The 15,114-nt window shown below is 38.7% G+C and carries 13 protein-coding genes; 4 read left to right on the top strand and 9 right to left on the bottom strand.

Annotated elements, in window-relative coordinates; genetic code table 11:
* Positions 1 to 6: 6 nt before the first annotated feature.
* Genes CH76_RS08775 through CH76_RS08785 form a run of 3 tightly spaced genes read right to left on the bottom strand, consistent with a single transcriptional unit; the run spans position 7 to position 4,438 of the window.
* Positions 7 to 1,827, bottom strand: a complete 1,821-nt coding sequence (locus CH76_RS08775; RefSeq protein WP_036145142.1) for an ABC transporter ATP-binding protein — start codon at positions 1,825 to 1,827, stop codon at positions 7 to 9.
* On the bottom strand, positions 1,824 to 3,533 hold the full coding sequence (locus CH76_RS08780) for an ABC transporter ATP-binding protein (RefSeq protein ID WP_036145143.1): 1,710 nt from the start codon (positions 3,531 to 3,533) through the stop codon (positions 1,824 to 1,826). Before CH76_RS08780 ends, CH76_RS08775 begins: the two co-directional genes overlap by 4 nt.
* 11 nt (positions 3,534 to 3,544) lie before the next feature.
* Positions 3,545 to 4,438: a DMT family transporter gene (locus CH76_RS08785; protein ID WP_036145144.1), complete on the bottom strand. Its 894-nt coding sequence runs from the start codon at positions 4,436 to 4,438 to the stop codon at positions 3,545 to 3,547.
* Positions 4,439 to 4,559: 121 nt separating this feature from the next.
* On the opposite strand from CH76_RS08785, the gene CH76_RS08790 reads away from it, so the two are divergent.
* Positions 4,560 to 6,575 carry an EAL domain-containing protein gene (locus tag CH76_RS08790; RefSeq protein WP_036145145.1) on the top strand — a complete coding sequence of 672 codons (2,016 nt, stop codon included), beginning with the start codon at positions 4,560 to 4,562 and terminating at the stop codon, positions 6,573 to 6,575.
* 39 nt (positions 6,576 to 6,614) lie between these two features.
* Here the strand turns inward: CH76_RS08790 and CH76_RS08795 are convergent, their stop codons facing one another.
* Together CH76_RS08795 and CH76_RS08800 are read right to left on the bottom strand one after the other, a co-directional pair.
* A complete protein-coding gene (locus CH76_RS08795; RefSeq protein WP_036145146.1) occupies positions 6,615 to 7,070 on the bottom strand; it encodes a threonine/serine exporter family protein in 456 nt (151 codons plus the stop codon).
* A gap of 12 nt (positions 7,071 to 7,082) precedes the next feature.
* The gene (locus tag CH76_RS08800; protein ID WP_036145147.1) at positions 7,083 to 7,832 is read right to left on the bottom strand and encodes a threonine/serine exporter family protein; all 750 of its coding nucleotides are present in this window, start codon (positions 7,830 to 7,832) and stop codon (positions 7,083 to 7,085) included.
* A 102-nt stretch (positions 7,833 to 7,934) separates the two neighbouring features.
* Here CH76_RS08800 and CH76_RS08805 point away from each other — a divergent pair, with 102 nt between their 5' ends.
* Complete coding sequence (locus CH76_RS08805) at positions 7,935 to 9,341, top strand: polysaccharide deacetylase family protein (RefSeq protein WP_036145148.1); 1,407 nt, start codon at positions 7,935 to 7,937, stop codon at positions 9,339 to 9,341.
* 41 nt (positions 9,342 to 9,382) lie between these two features.
* Here the strand turns inward: CH76_RS08805 and CH76_RS08810 are convergent, their stop codons facing one another.
* From CH76_RS08810 to CH76_RS08825, 4 genes are all read right to left on the bottom strand, one after another.
* Positions 9,383 to 10,555 carry a saccharopine dehydrogenase family protein gene (locus CH76_RS08810; protein WP_036145156.1) on the bottom strand — a complete coding sequence of 391 codons (1,173 nt, stop codon included), beginning with the start codon at positions 10,553 to 10,555 and terminating at the stop codon, positions 9,383 to 9,385.
* A 136-nt stretch (positions 10,556 to 10,691) separates the two neighbouring features.
* Positions 10,692 to 11,519: an undecaprenyl-diphosphate phosphatase gene (locus CH76_RS08815; RefSeq protein WP_036145149.1), complete on the bottom strand. Its 828-nt coding sequence runs from the start codon at positions 11,517 to 11,519 to the stop codon at positions 10,692 to 10,694.
* A gap of 132 nt (positions 11,520 to 11,651) precedes the next feature.
* Positions 11,652 to 12,386 (bottom strand): GTP pyrophosphokinase family protein, encoded by a 735-nt coding sequence (locus CH76_RS08820; protein WP_036145150.1) that lies wholly within the window; start codon positions 12,384 to 12,386, stop codon positions 11,652 to 11,654.
* A 53-nt stretch (positions 12,387 to 12,439) separates the two neighbouring features.
* Positions 12,440 to 13,066, bottom strand: a complete 627-nt coding sequence (locus CH76_RS08825) for an NAD(P)-dependent oxidoreductase (protein WP_036145151.1) — start codon at positions 13,064 to 13,066, stop codon at positions 12,440 to 12,442.
* Positions 13,067 to 13,244: 178 nt separating this feature from the next.
* Between CH76_RS08825 and CH76_RS08830 the strand changes: the two genes are divergently transcribed.
* Together CH76_RS08830 and CH76_RS08835 are read left to right on the top strand one after the other, a co-directional pair.
* Positions 13,245 to 13,724, top strand: a complete 480-nt coding sequence (locus CH76_RS08830) for a DUF6530 family protein (protein WP_036145152.1) — start codon at positions 13,245 to 13,247, stop codon at positions 13,722 to 13,724.
* Position 13,725: 1 nt separating this feature from the next.
* Positions 13,726 to 15,102 (top strand): MATE family efflux transporter, encoded by a 1,377-nt coding sequence (locus CH76_RS08835; protein WP_036145153.1) that lies wholly within the window; start codon positions 13,726 to 13,728, stop codon positions 15,100 to 15,102.
* Positions 15,103 to 15,114: the final 12 nt, after the last annotated feature.

Below are 15,114 nucleotides of genomic sequence, written 5' to 3' on the forward strand. Positions count from 1 at the left end.
AACTCCTTATTGTTTACTGTTAGCAAGCATTGTAGCATAAACGCCACCTTGCTCAATTAATTGTTGCTGTGGCCCTGCTTCAATAAGCTTACCCGCTTGCATGACAAAAATCGTATCTGCATTACGCACAGTATTTAAGCGGTGCGCAATAACAAAACTCGTACGTCCTTGCATTAAATACTCTAGTGCCTCTTGAATTTTCATCTCTGTAATCGTATCAATACTGCTCGTTGCCTCATCGAGTAATAAAATCTTTGGGTCGGCAAGTAGCGCACGCGCAATTGACAGCAATTGCTTTTGCCCTTGTGAGATTTCACTACCATCAGCAGTTAAAATGGTTTGATATCCTTGCGGCAACGCTGTGACAAAATCATGAGCATTGGCCTTTACAGCCGCAGCTATAACTTCGTCTTCTGTCGCATCTAAACGCCCATAACGAATATTATCCATAACCGACATCTCGAATAAAAATGGGTCTTGTAAAACAAATGCTAGCTGGCTACGCAATGTACTGCGAGCAATTTCTTTAACATTTTTACCATCAAAGGTAACCGCTCCGTAATCCGCATCATAAAAGCGCGCAATTAATTGCATAATCGTTGTTTTACCTGCGCCTGTTGCGCCAACGAGTGCTACAGTTTCGCCAGGTTGTACAGCAAAACTTACATGCTGTAACGTTGGTATTTGGGCATCTTTTGTATACGAAAATACAACATTCTCAAAACTCACAGCGCCTTGTAGCACAACATCTGTTGCGGCAGTTGGTGTATCTTGCTCAATAGGCTCATCCATAATCATAAATACACGCTCCGCACCTGCAATGGCAGAAAGCACTGTGTTAAACTGGTTAGCCAAATCATTTAATGGGCGTGTAAATTGGCGCGCATACTCTGTAAAGATAACAATGACCCCGACAGTAATTTGCCCATTCACGGCTAGTAAGCCCCCAACACCCGCTACAATTGTAAAGCTAAAGTTATTTAGCACGTTCATGATTTTAGGGATGTACCCTGAGTAGGACTGCGCCCAAAAACTTGCACGGCGTAGTGCTCTACTTTTTTCTTCAAACTCCGCTTGCATACGTGTCTCCTGCGAAAATGCCTTAACAATACGCTGGCCTGAAATCGTTTCTTCTATCATACCGTTTAATGCGCCAACAGCTTGTTGCTGTTCTTTAAATAACTTACCTGTACGTCTTGTTACCCAGCGCATACCATAAAACATCGTAGGTATAATAATCATCGTTAGTAATGTTAGCAACGGGCTCAAATATAGCATAACTGCTACAGTACCCGTTAACGTAATAACACTCGAAAAAACTTGGATAAACGCCGTATTAAGCGTAGCATTTACCGCTTCAATATCATTAGTTGCACGGCTCATTAACTCACCATGCTGACGCTTATCAAAAAATGAGATCGGCAACTGTTGAAAATGCGCAAACAGTGAGGTACGTAAGCGATAGACCGTTTGCTGCGCAATGCCAATCATCCAATAGTTTTGAAAAAATAATGATAGCGATAATACCGCGTAAATTACTACTAACGCAATCACCCACGTTATCATCCCCGTCGTTGTACCCGCTTTAACAAACGTATCAATCATTTTACCGATTAAAAATGGTCCGAGTAATGATAATGCTGAGCTAACAACGACCATAAGTAACACAATAATTAACAGTACACGTTGCTCATCAACAATATGCCAAATGCGTCCAAGCGTTTTCTTCCAATCATTGGCACGTTGCTTTTTCTTTTTTGGTGCAGCGTTTTTAATATCCTCTTTCGTTAGTAGTGGCTCGTAGCCAAAAGGTTTGCGGATACTCATAACGTCACCTCCTGCTGTGAAGCGGCAATTTGTTGATACAACTCTGAGCTCTCACTTAGCGCTTCATGTGTACCAAAGGCAACAAGCTCACCTTCATGTAGGAGCGCTATCTTATCAGCGCCACGCGCAGTTTGGATTTTTTGCGTAACAACCAACATTGTCGCATGTTCTTCTTCCAATGCTTGCCACAGTGCACTTTCCGTTTTAACATCAAGCGCACTCGTGCTATCATCTAGCACTAAAATAGGTGCTTTACGCATTAAAGCACGCGCAATAGATAGACGTTGCTTTTGCCCACCTGATAAGTTAACGCCCTTTTGTCCAACAATTGTGGCATAGCCATCCTCAAAACTCTCGATAGATGTATGGATTTGCGCCTGACTTGCCGCACGCTCCGCTTCCTCTGCTAGGGCATCTTCTTTACCCCAACGAATATTATCTTCAATGCTACCGCTAAATAATACTGATTGTTGTGGTACATAGCCAATAGAGCTACGCAGCGTTGCTACATCTACATCTGCTATATTTTGCTCACCAATATAAATTTCACCCGTTGTTGGTGTATAAAAGCGTAATAATAATTGTAGTAGTGTAGATTTCCCTGAGCCTGTTGCACCTAAAATCGCTAGCTTTTCGCCTTCTTGTAAAGTAAATGATACGTCCTTTACTACATAAGCAGTTTGCTCGCTATATCTAAACGACACATTATGAAATGTAATCGCACCTTGAAGAACTGCCTGTGGTTCACCAATCTGCTCAGTACCACCCTCCACCAACAAAACTTCTTCCATGCGTTCTGCTGACGATTTGGCACGAGCAAATAAAATAATAATAAAAACAAACATCGAAAAAATCATCGTAATTCGCATCGTGTAATTAATAACAGCTACAGCTTCGCCCAACTTCATATCACCAGCACCAACGTAGCTTGCACCAAACCAAATTACACCAAGCATACTAACATTCATCACAAATAATAACACTGGCATAATATACTCCATTGTGCGCATTGCCTTAACAGAGTCAAACTTTAACTTACCTGCAACCTCGGCAAAGCGATTAGTTTCATATTCACCACGCATATACGCCTTTACTAAACGAATCGCTTGTAAGTTTTCTTGAAGCTTGCGGTTTACACCATCTAAGCTTTTTTGTACCTTACTAAATAACTTAATGCCCTTCGTTACCATTACCACTAAAAAAATAGCGAGCACTGGTGTAGCAATTAATAAAATAGAAGCAAGCTTTGCATTTACGTAAAACGCCATAATAAAACTACCGATAATGGCAAGTGGCGCACGCAACATAATACGTAGCAACATAAATACAACTTGTTGCACATTACCCACATCATTAGTTAAACGCGTAATTAATGCTGAACTAGGGTATTTAATATACGTTGCCATGGTAAACGACTGTATTTTAGAAAATAACGCGCTACGCAAATCAAAAGCAAAGCTTTGCGCAACATGTGCCGAAAAATAAGAATTAATAATACCTGCAATAAAAGTTATGATTGTCAGCCCTACTAAAATGGCTGCCCACTGATAAATCGTTGTAACATCTTTTACTACAACACCCTCATCAATAATCTTAGCCATGATCAATGGTTGAATTAGCTCTACGCATAGTTCAAAAAGCATAAGGGCAATGGCAATAAAAGCAAACCATTTATAAGGCTTAACATAAGCAAAAACCGTTTTCATTAATCCACCACCTATTTGTCACCTGCAATTGACAGCCAAGTTACACAAACAAGCATCACTACAATACCAATCAACTGCCACATGCCTAATGTCGCACCGAACATTAATACCGAAATAAGCATAGCAGTTAGTGGCTCAATACTTGAGAGTACGCTGGTTTCAACAGGCGAAATGTATTTCATACTACTTAAAAATAAAACAAAGGCTGCTGTACCAAATAAAATTAGTAAAATGAGAAGTATTATCATTGTACCATCTTTTAATAATCCCCATTCATCTGAGCGCCATACACCTGTAGCAATACCTAAAACCGTGCCTCCTATAAACATTCCCCAACCAACAACAACTAACACGCCCCATTCCTTCATTAAACGAGCAGGGTACAGGGTATAAAAGGCAAAAGATAACCCTACAGTAACGCCCCAAATTAACGCTTTACGACTAACGAGTAATGTATCAAAAGAAGCATTCGTCAATAATAAAAATAAGCCGACTAAGGTCCCTAAAATACCAAGTACTTGATAACGAGGTGGAAATTTTTTCATACTTAATGAAACATATAGCACAACAAAGATTGGTGCTAAAAATTGCAGTAGAGTTGCTACGATAGCATTACTCGCATCAATTGTTGCTACAAAAGAGTATTGTAGTCCTAACATACCAAAAATACTAAAAATAAATAATTGCTTTAGCCATATCTTTTGTTTCCAAATAGTTGAAACTTGTTTCTTTAACCCTACACGCAAAAATAACAGCAACAAAACGCCTGCAACCGTCAATCTAATCGTTAATAAAAACGGAACTGTTAATGGGGTTTCACTAAGAAGCCACTCCATCAATGGACCTGTGGCCCCCCATAGCATAGCGCCTGTAACAATCATTAAAATCCCTTTTAGTCTTTGCAATTATCTCCCTTCCTTCCTATACTTATGAATAGTTATTCAAACTATTAAATCGAAAATAATGACGAACTTATAATTATTCTTTATAATGAATCTATCGCTATTAATTTAAGGAGCCACTACAATGAGTAGAAATCAAAATAACAACATTATAGACGCTAGTTATGCGGAATTACTCCCATTCCCTACCTTCATAATAAGTGAGGATGGTACTATAATCAGTTGGTCATCGACAGCTGAAGCTGTATTGGGATACAAAAAAAACACGATGCTGGCACAGCCTGCATCTACAGTAACAACACTTTTATCAGGTGATTTCTCACCTTCTGCCTTTGCAGATTTAATTGCTAAGCCTAAAACAGAACAGTTTACGGCTATTTCTGTACAAATGGCTGACCATACTTTACAAATGGCTGAACTAGTAACGCAACCTTGTACATACCAGCAACAAAAGAGTTTACTATGTGCATTAATCTTTGATAATACTAGCGTAGATGGCGCTATTTTATTAAAAGAGCTTGTGGATATTCGTTTAGCCTTAGAAGAAACACAAATGCTCGTAACTTTAGATAGTGAAGGCTTTATACTAGCCGCAAATGAAGCATTTTTAAAAGCCAGCCTTTGGACACCAAAACGCATCATTGGTAAATCTTTTTGGCAGCTATTTCCTGAAAAAGATGTCAGTCAATCTATTCCTGAACAAATTTGGCGCACACTTCAACAAGGTCATGTGTGGCATGGCGAGGTCGAACAGCTAACAAAAGCTGGCACAACCTACTGGACAGATTTAACAGCCATCCCAACCTACTGCCCTATCCGTAAAGTACAGCATACGATTTTAGTATGCAAGGATATTTCAAGCACAAAAAATGAGCTAATGAAATTGCAAAAATATGCATATGTTGATGCCGAAACGGGCTTACATAATTCTTATTGGTTAGAAAATGAACTACCTAAATTAATGGAGGAGCAACGAGAATTTTCCTTTGTTTATTTAAGCATTGATAAATTTTATACCATCAAAGAATTACATAGCTCCGAATTGCATGAATCATTAGGTTCTATGTTTAAAAAGCGCTTAGAGACGTATTTCCAAGATAGTATTATCGTTCGCGTTAATGAAATTGATTTTGCCTTACTCACTTCATTAAGTGATTGGTTTATCGAAGGTTTTTTACATTACCTCGAAAAAAACCCAATCTACTACGAGCGCATTGCATTGCCTATCTCAATTAGCGGTGGCATCACACGCTTCCCGTCAGCCTTTACGACCTATACTCAGCTGATGAGAACGTCAACAGCAACAGTCGCTAAGGTGCGTAGTGAAGGCGGCAATAAAATTGTATCATTAACACCCGCACATCACCGACAATTAAATCGAAAATCTTTACTAGAAACACGCTTATTAAAAGCTCTCGACGAAAAAAACTTACAAGTACTTTATCAACCACAAATCGACAGTACCTCACAAAAAGTTGTAGGTGTAGAGGCGCTCGTACGCTGGCATGATGAAGTCGTGGGTACAGTATCTCCAGGTGAGCTAATTCCGTTAGCAGAAGAAACAGGGCTCATCCACCAAATTGGTTTATTTGTTTTACGTGAAGCTTGTTTACAAGCAGTAAAATGGTCAGCTGCTGGTACACCAATTAATGTTAGCGTAAATAGCTCTGTCCGCGAGTTCCGTGATAAAAACATGGCGACGAGTGTTCTATCTATATTAAAGGAAACAAATTGCCCAGCATCCTTATTGCATTTTGAAGTAACCGAAAAATTTGCGCTTGAAGCGGAGTTTGCTAAGTCGATTCAAATGCAACTTGAACAATTAGAGCAAGCAGGCGTATCATTTGTACTTGATGATTTTGGCACAGGTTATGCTTCATTTAGATATATGCAGATCCTTCCTGTAAATTCATTTAAAGTGGATGAAACATTCATCCATACTATTAATAAATCAGAGAAGGCTAATCGACTTGTACACAGTATGGTGCAACTCGGCAAAAACTTAGGTCTACGTGTTGTTGCTGAAGGTGTAGAAACACATGAACAACAAGCCTATCTACAATCCATTGATTGTGATGTACTTCAGGGCTATGTGATTAGCAAACCAATTACAGCACAAGCAGTGAGTGAACTACTATAAATGACAAAACGAGAAACCAGCGCTGGTTTCTCGTTTTTATTAGGTAATTTTTTTATAGCGCATTGCGCGTAACGCGCGAAAAACTAATTGCATCAGCACCTCAGCAAAAACTAACCCCATAGCAATCGCACCTGAAATCATAAATGCTTTTGAGCCGTACTGTAAGCTCATTAAATAATCATTTTCGACGGCACTACGCATCGCATTATAAGCAATGCCCCCAGGAACTAATGGAATAATACCAGACACATTAAATACAATCATTGGCGTTTTATACTTACGTGCTAAGGCATGTGCAGCAATCGCAACTGCAAAGGCGCCTAAAAAGGATGCCTGCACAGGATCAATCTCGCGTAACGTGCATTCATAGTAAACGAGCCAGCCCATCGCCCCAACAACACCACAATAAATCACACGGTTTAAAGGCACATTAAAAATAATGCCAAAACAAGCTGTTGCTACAAAGCTAACAAGTAATTGAACTGCATAATCCATAATTGTGCCTCCTTAAAATGATAAAACAATGGCAATACCTGAGCCAATCGCAAAAGCTGTTAAAAACGCTTCAGCTCCTTTAGCGAGACCCGAAAGTAAATGCCCTGACATTAAATCACGTACCGCAATGGTAATAGGCAAACCTGGCACAAGCGGCATCACAGAGCCAATAATAATTTTATCCAGTTGAGTACCAAAACCATAGCGCACTGCCGCAAAAGCTAATATCCCAACAATTAGCGATGCCGTAAATTCAGAGAAAAATCGTACACGCGTTAAATCATGTGCAATTAAATACGTAAGGTAGCCCATGCCACCTGCAATCATTGCTGCAACAAAATCTGACCATTGCCCATTAAACATAATTAAAAAGCTACCACTAGCAATCGCCGCAGCAATTACCTGTATGTACGTAGGCAAAAAATAATTGGTAGATTGTATCTTTTGCAACTCGTCATATGCCTCTGTTAGTGTTATGATTTGATTGGATAATTTTCGGGAAACAGCATTAACTAACGCGACTTTTTTTAAATCAGTACTGCGTCTAGCTATAGATGTGATACGTGTCGGTTGTGTAGGCCCTAACGATAAAATAATACCAGTAGATGTAACATAGCTTTGTACATTCATAATATTTTGTGATTTTGCCATACGTTGCATCGTATCGTCTACACGATAAATCTCCGCACCACTTTCAATCATAATGCGACCCGCTAGTAACAAGCATTCCAAGGCAAATTCATTGGTTTTTGCTTCATTCATTATTTTGACCTAACCTCCTATTTTATGTTTTTCACAACTTTTTTTATAGTACTCACGTCTAACCTTATATAACGATTTGAGAAGGAAGGAGTTTCACCCATTATGCAACCTAGAAAACGTAGACGCAAGCCCATGATTGACTTTATTTTAATTGCTGTTTTGGCGTCTCTAACAGCAGCTGTTGTATTTTTCGTATTATCTGACAGCAGTAAAAATCAAGCCAATGAACCGAAAGAAAAAGCCAACCATATTTCCACAGAAAACTCTGCCTTCGAAGGTATAAGTATTGCAACGGACACATCAAACAACCCTAAAGTACCCTATGCCTTACACTACCCTAAAACAGAGAACGATGCCTTTAATAAAGAGGTTCGTGCATATGTAACAACAGCTAAAAAGGCTTATTTAGCAGAGTTAGAGTCACTAGATCAACAGGATGAAGATATTGTACCTTCATTAAATATTGATTTAGAAACTGTGCCGTTTAAAGAACATTATTTTTCTTTCGTGTTAACAAACACTACATATACAGGTGGCGCGGATGAAAAATCAATGGTAAAAACGTACTTTTACGACAATGTTAACAAACAACAAGTAACAGCTGCTGAGCTATTAGGTAATAATAAAGAATACCTAAATAAATTAGCAGAATATGTACAAAATGATTTATTAACAAACGAGGAGCTACAAGCTTCTATTATTACAGACAATGTTATGGCAGCTACTACACCTAAATTCGAAAATTTCGAACGCTTTGCTATTCGTGGTGACGCAATTGAATTTTACTTCGATGATTATGAGGTAACAGCGAGCGCAGCTTCAACACCTGTCGTTGCTGTACCACTTAACTTTATTAACCCAATTTTAGCTGAAGCTTATCAAGTAGAAAATACAAGTGCTAAAAACATTTTATCACCACCTGTACGTGAGCTTGATCCAAACGGTAAATATGTAGCTCTTACATTTGATGATGGTCCTGAGCCTGGCTCAACTGAAAAAATCTTAGATGTATTGGATAAATATAATGCCAAAGCAACCTTCTTCTTACTAGGTAATCGTGTACAATATTACCCTGAATTAGTACAAGAGGAATTAAAACGTGGACATGAGATTGGTAACCACTCATGGAGTCACCCTGTACTCACGAACCTAAGTGTGGCACAAGTTCAACAAGAGGTTAATCGTACAGAGGAAGCCATCCGCAATGCTATTGGTCAAGGCGCGACTGTTTTCCGCCCACCTTATGGTGCTGTAAATGATACAGTGAAGGCACAAATTCCGACACCTGTAATTTTATGGTCAATTGATACACTAGACTGGAAGCACCGCAATGCAAGTCAACTATTGCCAATGGTGCAAAAAGCAATGCATAACCACGCTACTATTTTAATGCATGACATCCACCAATCAACAGCTGATGGTTTAGATGGCGTACTTGCTTATTTGAGTGCTGAAGGTTATGAATTTATTACAGTATCTGAAATGGAAAAACTAACAAGTCAAAAATAACATAGAAAAGCCTGCATTCGGCTGAATGCAGGCTTTTTATTTTACCCTTTAACAATCATTGACGAGCGGTGAATTGTTTCTTTAATACGAATGTTACGCTTCGCCATCTCCTCAATATATACTTCACCTGGTACAACCTGTTCTGGTGCTGATACACCACGTGTTGTAATCGTACCATTAGCTACCATTTGAGCCACAATCGAAACAGAGCTTGCTGTTGCCTTAGCCATGGCTGTTTCTTCACTTTCTGCGCTACGTTTTAGTACAAGCTCATACTCATTTGTCACTTGTTGCTCCGCTTGGTCACCAGACACTAGTACACGTACTAATAATACATCTGCTTTTTTACCAGCCTCTAGCTTTTTACTTAATGCCTCGCGAATAACCTTCCTTACATTAATGGTTTTACCATCAATTTTTACACTATTCGCAATATCAAACAAGCCTAAGTCCACTAACAGTTTCATTTTTTCGGCATGTCCTTTATATCGTACTGTTTTATACGTTAATGTTTTTACATCTGGGTAACTAGCAGCTAATGTCGAAATCCCACCGGCTGTGTAAAATGCTTCAAGTACACCAAACTCGTCAAAATAAATAGGTTCACAGCCTGACATAGAAGGATACTCTTGTTCCTTCCATTTATAAATGCCCTTCGCCTCACCACTGTAATAGTCAAACATACGTTCAATCGAAAATACCTCAATATAATCAATTGGCGGGATTGGTTCTACAGGGATGTCACCAGCATATAATTTAATTTCTTCTACCTTATCTAATTTTGAGGCACCATAACCTGTTAAAATATTTGTCATCCCAGGGGTAACACCGAGCTCTGGAATAATTGTAATACCTGCTGCCTTGGCCTCCTCATGTAATGCAAATACTGCATCCGTTGCTCCTGCCATAGAGCCACCTAAGTCAATACTATGCACACCTGCTGCAATAGCTAAGCGTGCGATACGTTCATTGTGAGAATAGAACATGGCGTTAATAATAACGTCACCCTGCTGTAGTACTTCTTTAAGTGCTTCGTCATTTTCAAAACGAAGCTCCACCGAACGAAGCTTATCACTCGCAATACTTGCCGCAACTTGCTGTGCTTTGACACAATCTGCATCCACTAGCACAATGTCATTAACCCCTTCGCTGCGTACCAAGTCTTTCGCAATTGCTTTACCCATGAAACCTGCACCTAATAAAATAACTTTCATTGTTTCCATCTCCCTTCAAAACTACTCATGACATATTCCCCCTTATTATAACCCATTTTTTCTACAATACGCACAATTATTTAATTTTTCAAAAAATAAAAAGACAGCTGAGTATAAAAACTCAACTGCCTGTTCATTAAAAGAATAAAACAAATGCAAGGACTGCGGCTAGCACTAAACGATAAATTGCAAATGGTGTCAATTTCACTTTATCAATTAAAGCAAGGAAAAATTTAATTGAAATTAAAGCAAATACAAATGAACTAATAAAGCCAACAATATAAAAGCTCATATGATCCATTGAAATTTGATCCCAGTTTTTTAACACAGACACTAAACTAGCTCCTGCCATAATTGGTACAGCCATAATAAAGGTAAAGTCTGCGGCTGTTTTATGGTTCATGCCAAACAGCACGCCTCCTGAAATCGTTGCGCCTGAACGTGAAAAGCCTGGCCATAATGATAAACATTGTACTAAGCCTACTTTAAAGGCTAAACCATATGACATTTGGTCAAGCGATGTAATCTTTGGTTTTTTAGGTCCAAATTTATCAGCCACTAACATTAAAATGGCACCTGCTACTAAAGCATAGACTACGGTTTCTACTGAAAATAAATTATCATCAATAAAATCTTTTAAAGCAAAACCAATTACAGTTGCTGGTAACATACCAATAATTACATGTGCTAAGTTAAAGCGTTGCATCATTGGTTTACCATCAATTTTATAAAGACCAATCAAGCTAAACAAGCGCTTCCACATGACTACGACTACTGCAAGTATCGAGCCAAGCTGTACTACAATTTTAAATGTATTAGCTGAGTACTTTCCTAAAAATTCTTCGGATTTTAACCACATATCATCCACAATAATCATATGCCCTGTAGAAGATACTGGGGCAAACTCTGTCATCCCCTCAACAAAGCCAAGTATGAGGGCCTTAACTAATTCAATAATTTCCACGATTTCACCTATCCTTTTTATAAATATGTCTATTATGCTAACGTTTGTTTTGCTAACAAGTTGCTTTTTTCACGTCCTTTAGTATAACACGAAAAAAAATGCGCATACAAAAAGACGGGGAACTAGCCCCGCCTACTTTGTATACATGCCGATGTTTTCCATCAGCTCCACCATTACTTGCCCAAGGTCCTCGCGTCCAACTAATAAATCATCTTCTCGGTCATGCGCCTTTAATACATTAACCTCATTATTTAAACGCTCCATCTTTTTATCTAAATGCGCTGCTGCAATAGCTGCCTCGTGTAGCTCATTGGTCAACGCCTCTGGTACTTGCTTATTGTATTTATAATAAATTTTATGCTCTAAGCTTGCCCAAAAATCCATCGCAATGGTACGGATTTGCATTTCTACATATACTTTTTCGGTATGTGCTGACATAAAGACAGGCACCTTCATAATAATATGGAGGCTTTGGTAGCCATTTGGCTTCGGATTTTTTATATAGTCCTTTACCTCAACAATTTCAATATCACTTTGACGCGCAAACATCTCCATGACACGATAAATGTCTGATACAAATGAGCATACTAAACGTATGCCCGCAATATCGCGAATGCTCTCACGAATTTGCTGTAAATTAAGTGGCACGCCTTGACGATACACTTTTTTAAATAAACTCTCAGGCGATTTAACGCGTGCGCTCACATGCTCAATTGGGCTATTTTCATGAGTTAAACGAAACTCCTCCTGTAAAATATTAACGCGTGTCGTAATTTCGTCTAGTGCAAATTTATATGCCATCGAAAAACGTGTCAGTTCTTCGCGTAGCTCTGTTACTTGCTTTCGTGTAATTGTTGCTGAAGCCATTTTGCTCATCCTTTATCGTTACAATTTGACTTCATTGTACCGAATTTTTACGTTTAATTCACTACAGAGATACGCTCGCCCACATGTTTGCCGCTCTCTACTTCATCCATTAACGCAATAGCATAATCAGCGTAGCTAATATAACTCTCACCTTTAGCATTCGTATGGAAGACGTCGCCACCTAGCGTATAATGACCTGTACGTTCACCTGCTAAATCAAACATTGCTGCTGGGCTAATATATGTCCACGTCGCACTAGATTTTTTGTAGTCCTCTAAACTTTTACACATATTAGTTGCTGTTGGTAAATAAGCTGCAGGAAAATCCTTTGTTTCGCTTAGACGTGTTGTTTTACTATCATCCATAAATAAACTACCTGCCCCACCAACTACTACTAAACGTACTTGTGGTGCATCCTCAAAGATGCTAATTAAATGTTGATTTGCGCTAACGTGCATTTCTTCTTTACCAGCAGGCGCATTAAATGTACTAATTACAACATCAAATGGCTCGATGTCTGCTGTAGTTAAATCAAATAAATCTTTTTCTATTACTTTGACATCTTGCTCTAGCTTTGTTTCATCGCGCACAATTGCCGTCACAATATGCCCACGCTCTATTGCCTCAGCTAAAATTTTTTGTCCTGAATGACCTGTTGCTCCAATAATTGCGATATTCATAATAAATGCCTCCTAAAATTTTTGTCCTACTTAGTATTTTTCCAAGTTATCTCGACTTCAAACTTTCTTCATGTCATTTCCTTCGTTAGTGTAGTACTATTTTTTGTTGACATTAATCTTTGTGCGCAGTATATTTACTAACGCAGTAATTTAGTAAATTAGTAAAGGAGTAATTACAATGAAAATCCCAACACATTTAAAACACAAACCTGTTATTGTAGCGGAAAACTATAAAAATATTGATGGTCGCACGGCTTATGAGGGCGATGCTGAAGGGTTGTCACTAGGTCTAGCACAGTGGAATGATCGCGGTAAGGTGGATATTTCAGCAAAAGTTTGGCGACATACTGGTGGCAAATGGTCACGTCAATCAGAAGAATTACCGCTTCATCGCGTCCTTGATTTAACCATTTTAGTTTGCCAATCAGAGCTTTATTTTAAGGATGCCTATCGCTATAAAGATTTATATGACCCAGCAAATCCTGTAATTGAGCGCGTTGGTCTACAAGGCGATGCTATGACGGTTGAAGTTTGTACAGAGAACGAACAGATTAAAGAAGACATTCAATTATTTCAACAAGCATTAAACGAGGACGGCGAGTTAATTGGCGAACGTCTGCGCACGCTCTCTCGTATTTTAAAAGAAATGGGCTACTAATATGAACGATAACTTACTACAGGATGAACAGGCACTAAAAAAAGCATTCTTTGCCTTTTTGATGCCCGTTATGCTTGCCAACGTCCTACAGTCGCTTGGGCAAATCTTTGCGATGTTTTTAGTTGGTAAAAATTTAGGCGTAGATGCACTAGCCGCAATCTCTGCCTTCTTTCCTTTCTTCTTTTTCCTAATGGCTTTTGCTATTGGCATTGGCTCAGGTAGCTCTATTTTAGTTGGGCAAACCTACGGGGCAAAAGATTTCGACAAAATGAAGCAGGTTGTAGGAGTGACACTTGCCTTCACAACTGTGCTATCAATTGCTGTAGCAATTTTTGGCGGCTTTTTTATTGAACATATTTTACGCTTTATGCATACGCCAGCTAATATTTTTGATATGAGTGTTAGTTATGCGCGTATTTTATTTTTTACATTACCAATTATGTTTTGGTATTTTGTTTACACTACTTTTTTACGTGGTGTGGGCGACTCAAAAACACCCTTTTTATTTTTACTTGTGAGTGTGATTTTAAATATTAGCTTTATTCCACCCTTATTATTTGGTTGGTTTGGCTTACCTGCCTTTGGTTTAAACGGTGCAGCTTATGCTTCAGTGCTTTCTAACTTTATAACACTTGTTTTATTGCTCGCTTATTTGCATAAAACCAATCATGTATTACGCTTGGATAAAACGGTATTAAAGCACTTCTCGTTACAAAAAGATATTTTAGCATCGCTATTAAAGCTAGCCATTCCTGCAAGCATTAGTATGGTCGCAATTTCGGTTGCCGAAATTGCAGTTATTGGCTTCGTCAATGTGTACGGCTCTAATGCAACGGCTGCCTATGGTGTCGTTAACCAAGTCGCAAGCTATGCTCAAATCCCTGCGATGAGTATTGCCATTGCTACTTCTGTTTTTGTGGCACAGGCACTTGGCGCTAACTCTACCGAAATGATTAAAAAAATTCGTCAAATGGGTGTACGCATTAACTACGTACTTGGTGGTATCATTATTGCGCTAATGTATATTTTTGCAGAACCATTGCTTGGTCTATTTATTGATGAGGCGGCAACGCTTGAAATTGCTAAAAATTATTTATATATTTCGTTTTGGAGCTATATTGTTTTTGGACATACGCAAACTGTCTCTGCTACTATGCGCGCTACAGGTGTAGTGTTATGGCCAACTATTTTCTTAGTTATTACAATTTGGGTATTTGAAGTACCAATTGCTTATGGGCTTTCACACTTTACTACGCTTGAACTAAATGGCGTTTGGTGGGCATACCCTATCGCATTTTGTGTTAACTTCATTATGCAGTTTGCTTACTTCCACTTTGGTTGGAAAAAGAAAACGCTCAAAGCCATGCTGGCAAATTAAAAAACCACGACT

The sequence above is a fragment of the Lysinibacillus sp. BF-4 genome (genome assembly GCF_000743635.1).
In the GTDB taxonomy this organism is placed as follows: Bacteria; Bacillota; Bacilli; order Bacillales_A; family Planococcaceae; genus Metalysinibacillus; species Metalysinibacillus saudimassiliensis.

Bases quoted from the DNA above. Each gene is read 5' to 3' on its own strand.
- CH76_RS08775 (WP_036145142.1), bottom strand. From the start codon at position 1,827: ATGAGTATCCGCAAACCTTTTGGCTACGAGCCACTACTAACGAAAGAG.
- CH76_RS08780 (WP_036145143.1), bottom strand. From the start codon at position 3,533: ATGAAAACGGTTTTTGCTTATGTTAAGCCTTATAAATGGTTTGCTTTT.
- CH76_RS08790 (WP_036145145.1), top strand. From the start codon at position 4,560: ATGAGTAGAAATCAAAATAACAACATTATAGACGCTAGTTATGCGGAA.
- CH76_RS08795 (WP_036145146.1), bottom strand. From the start codon at position 7,070: ATGGATTATGCAGTTCAATTACTTGTTAGCTTTGTAGCAACAGCTTGT.
- CH76_RS08800 (WP_036145147.1), bottom strand. From the start codon at position 7,832: ATGAATGAAGCAAAAACCAATGAATTTGCCTTGGAATGCTTGTTACTA.
- CH76_RS08805 (WP_036145148.1), top strand. From the start codon at position 7,935: ATGCAACCTAGAAAACGTAGACGCAAGCCCATGATTGACTTTATTTTA.
- CH76_RS08810 (WP_036145156.1), bottom strand. From the start codon at position 10,555: ATGAAAGTTATTTTATTAGGTGCAGGTTTCATGGGTAAAGCAATTGCG.
- CH76_RS08820 (WP_036145150.1), bottom strand. From the start codon at position 12,386: ATGGCTTCAGCAACAATTACACGAAAGCAAGTAACAGAGCTACGCGAA.
- CH76_RS08825 (WP_036145151.1), bottom strand. From the start codon at position 13,066: ATGAATATCGCAATTATTGGAGCAACAGGTCATTCAGGACAAAAAATT.
- CH76_RS08830 (WP_036145152.1), top strand. From the start codon at position 13,245: ATGAAAATCCCAACACATTTAAAACACAAACCTGTTATTGTAGCGGAA.
- CH76_RS08835 (WP_036145153.1), top strand. From the start codon at position 13,726: ATGAACGATAACTTACTACAGGATGAACAGGCACTAAAAAAAGCATTC.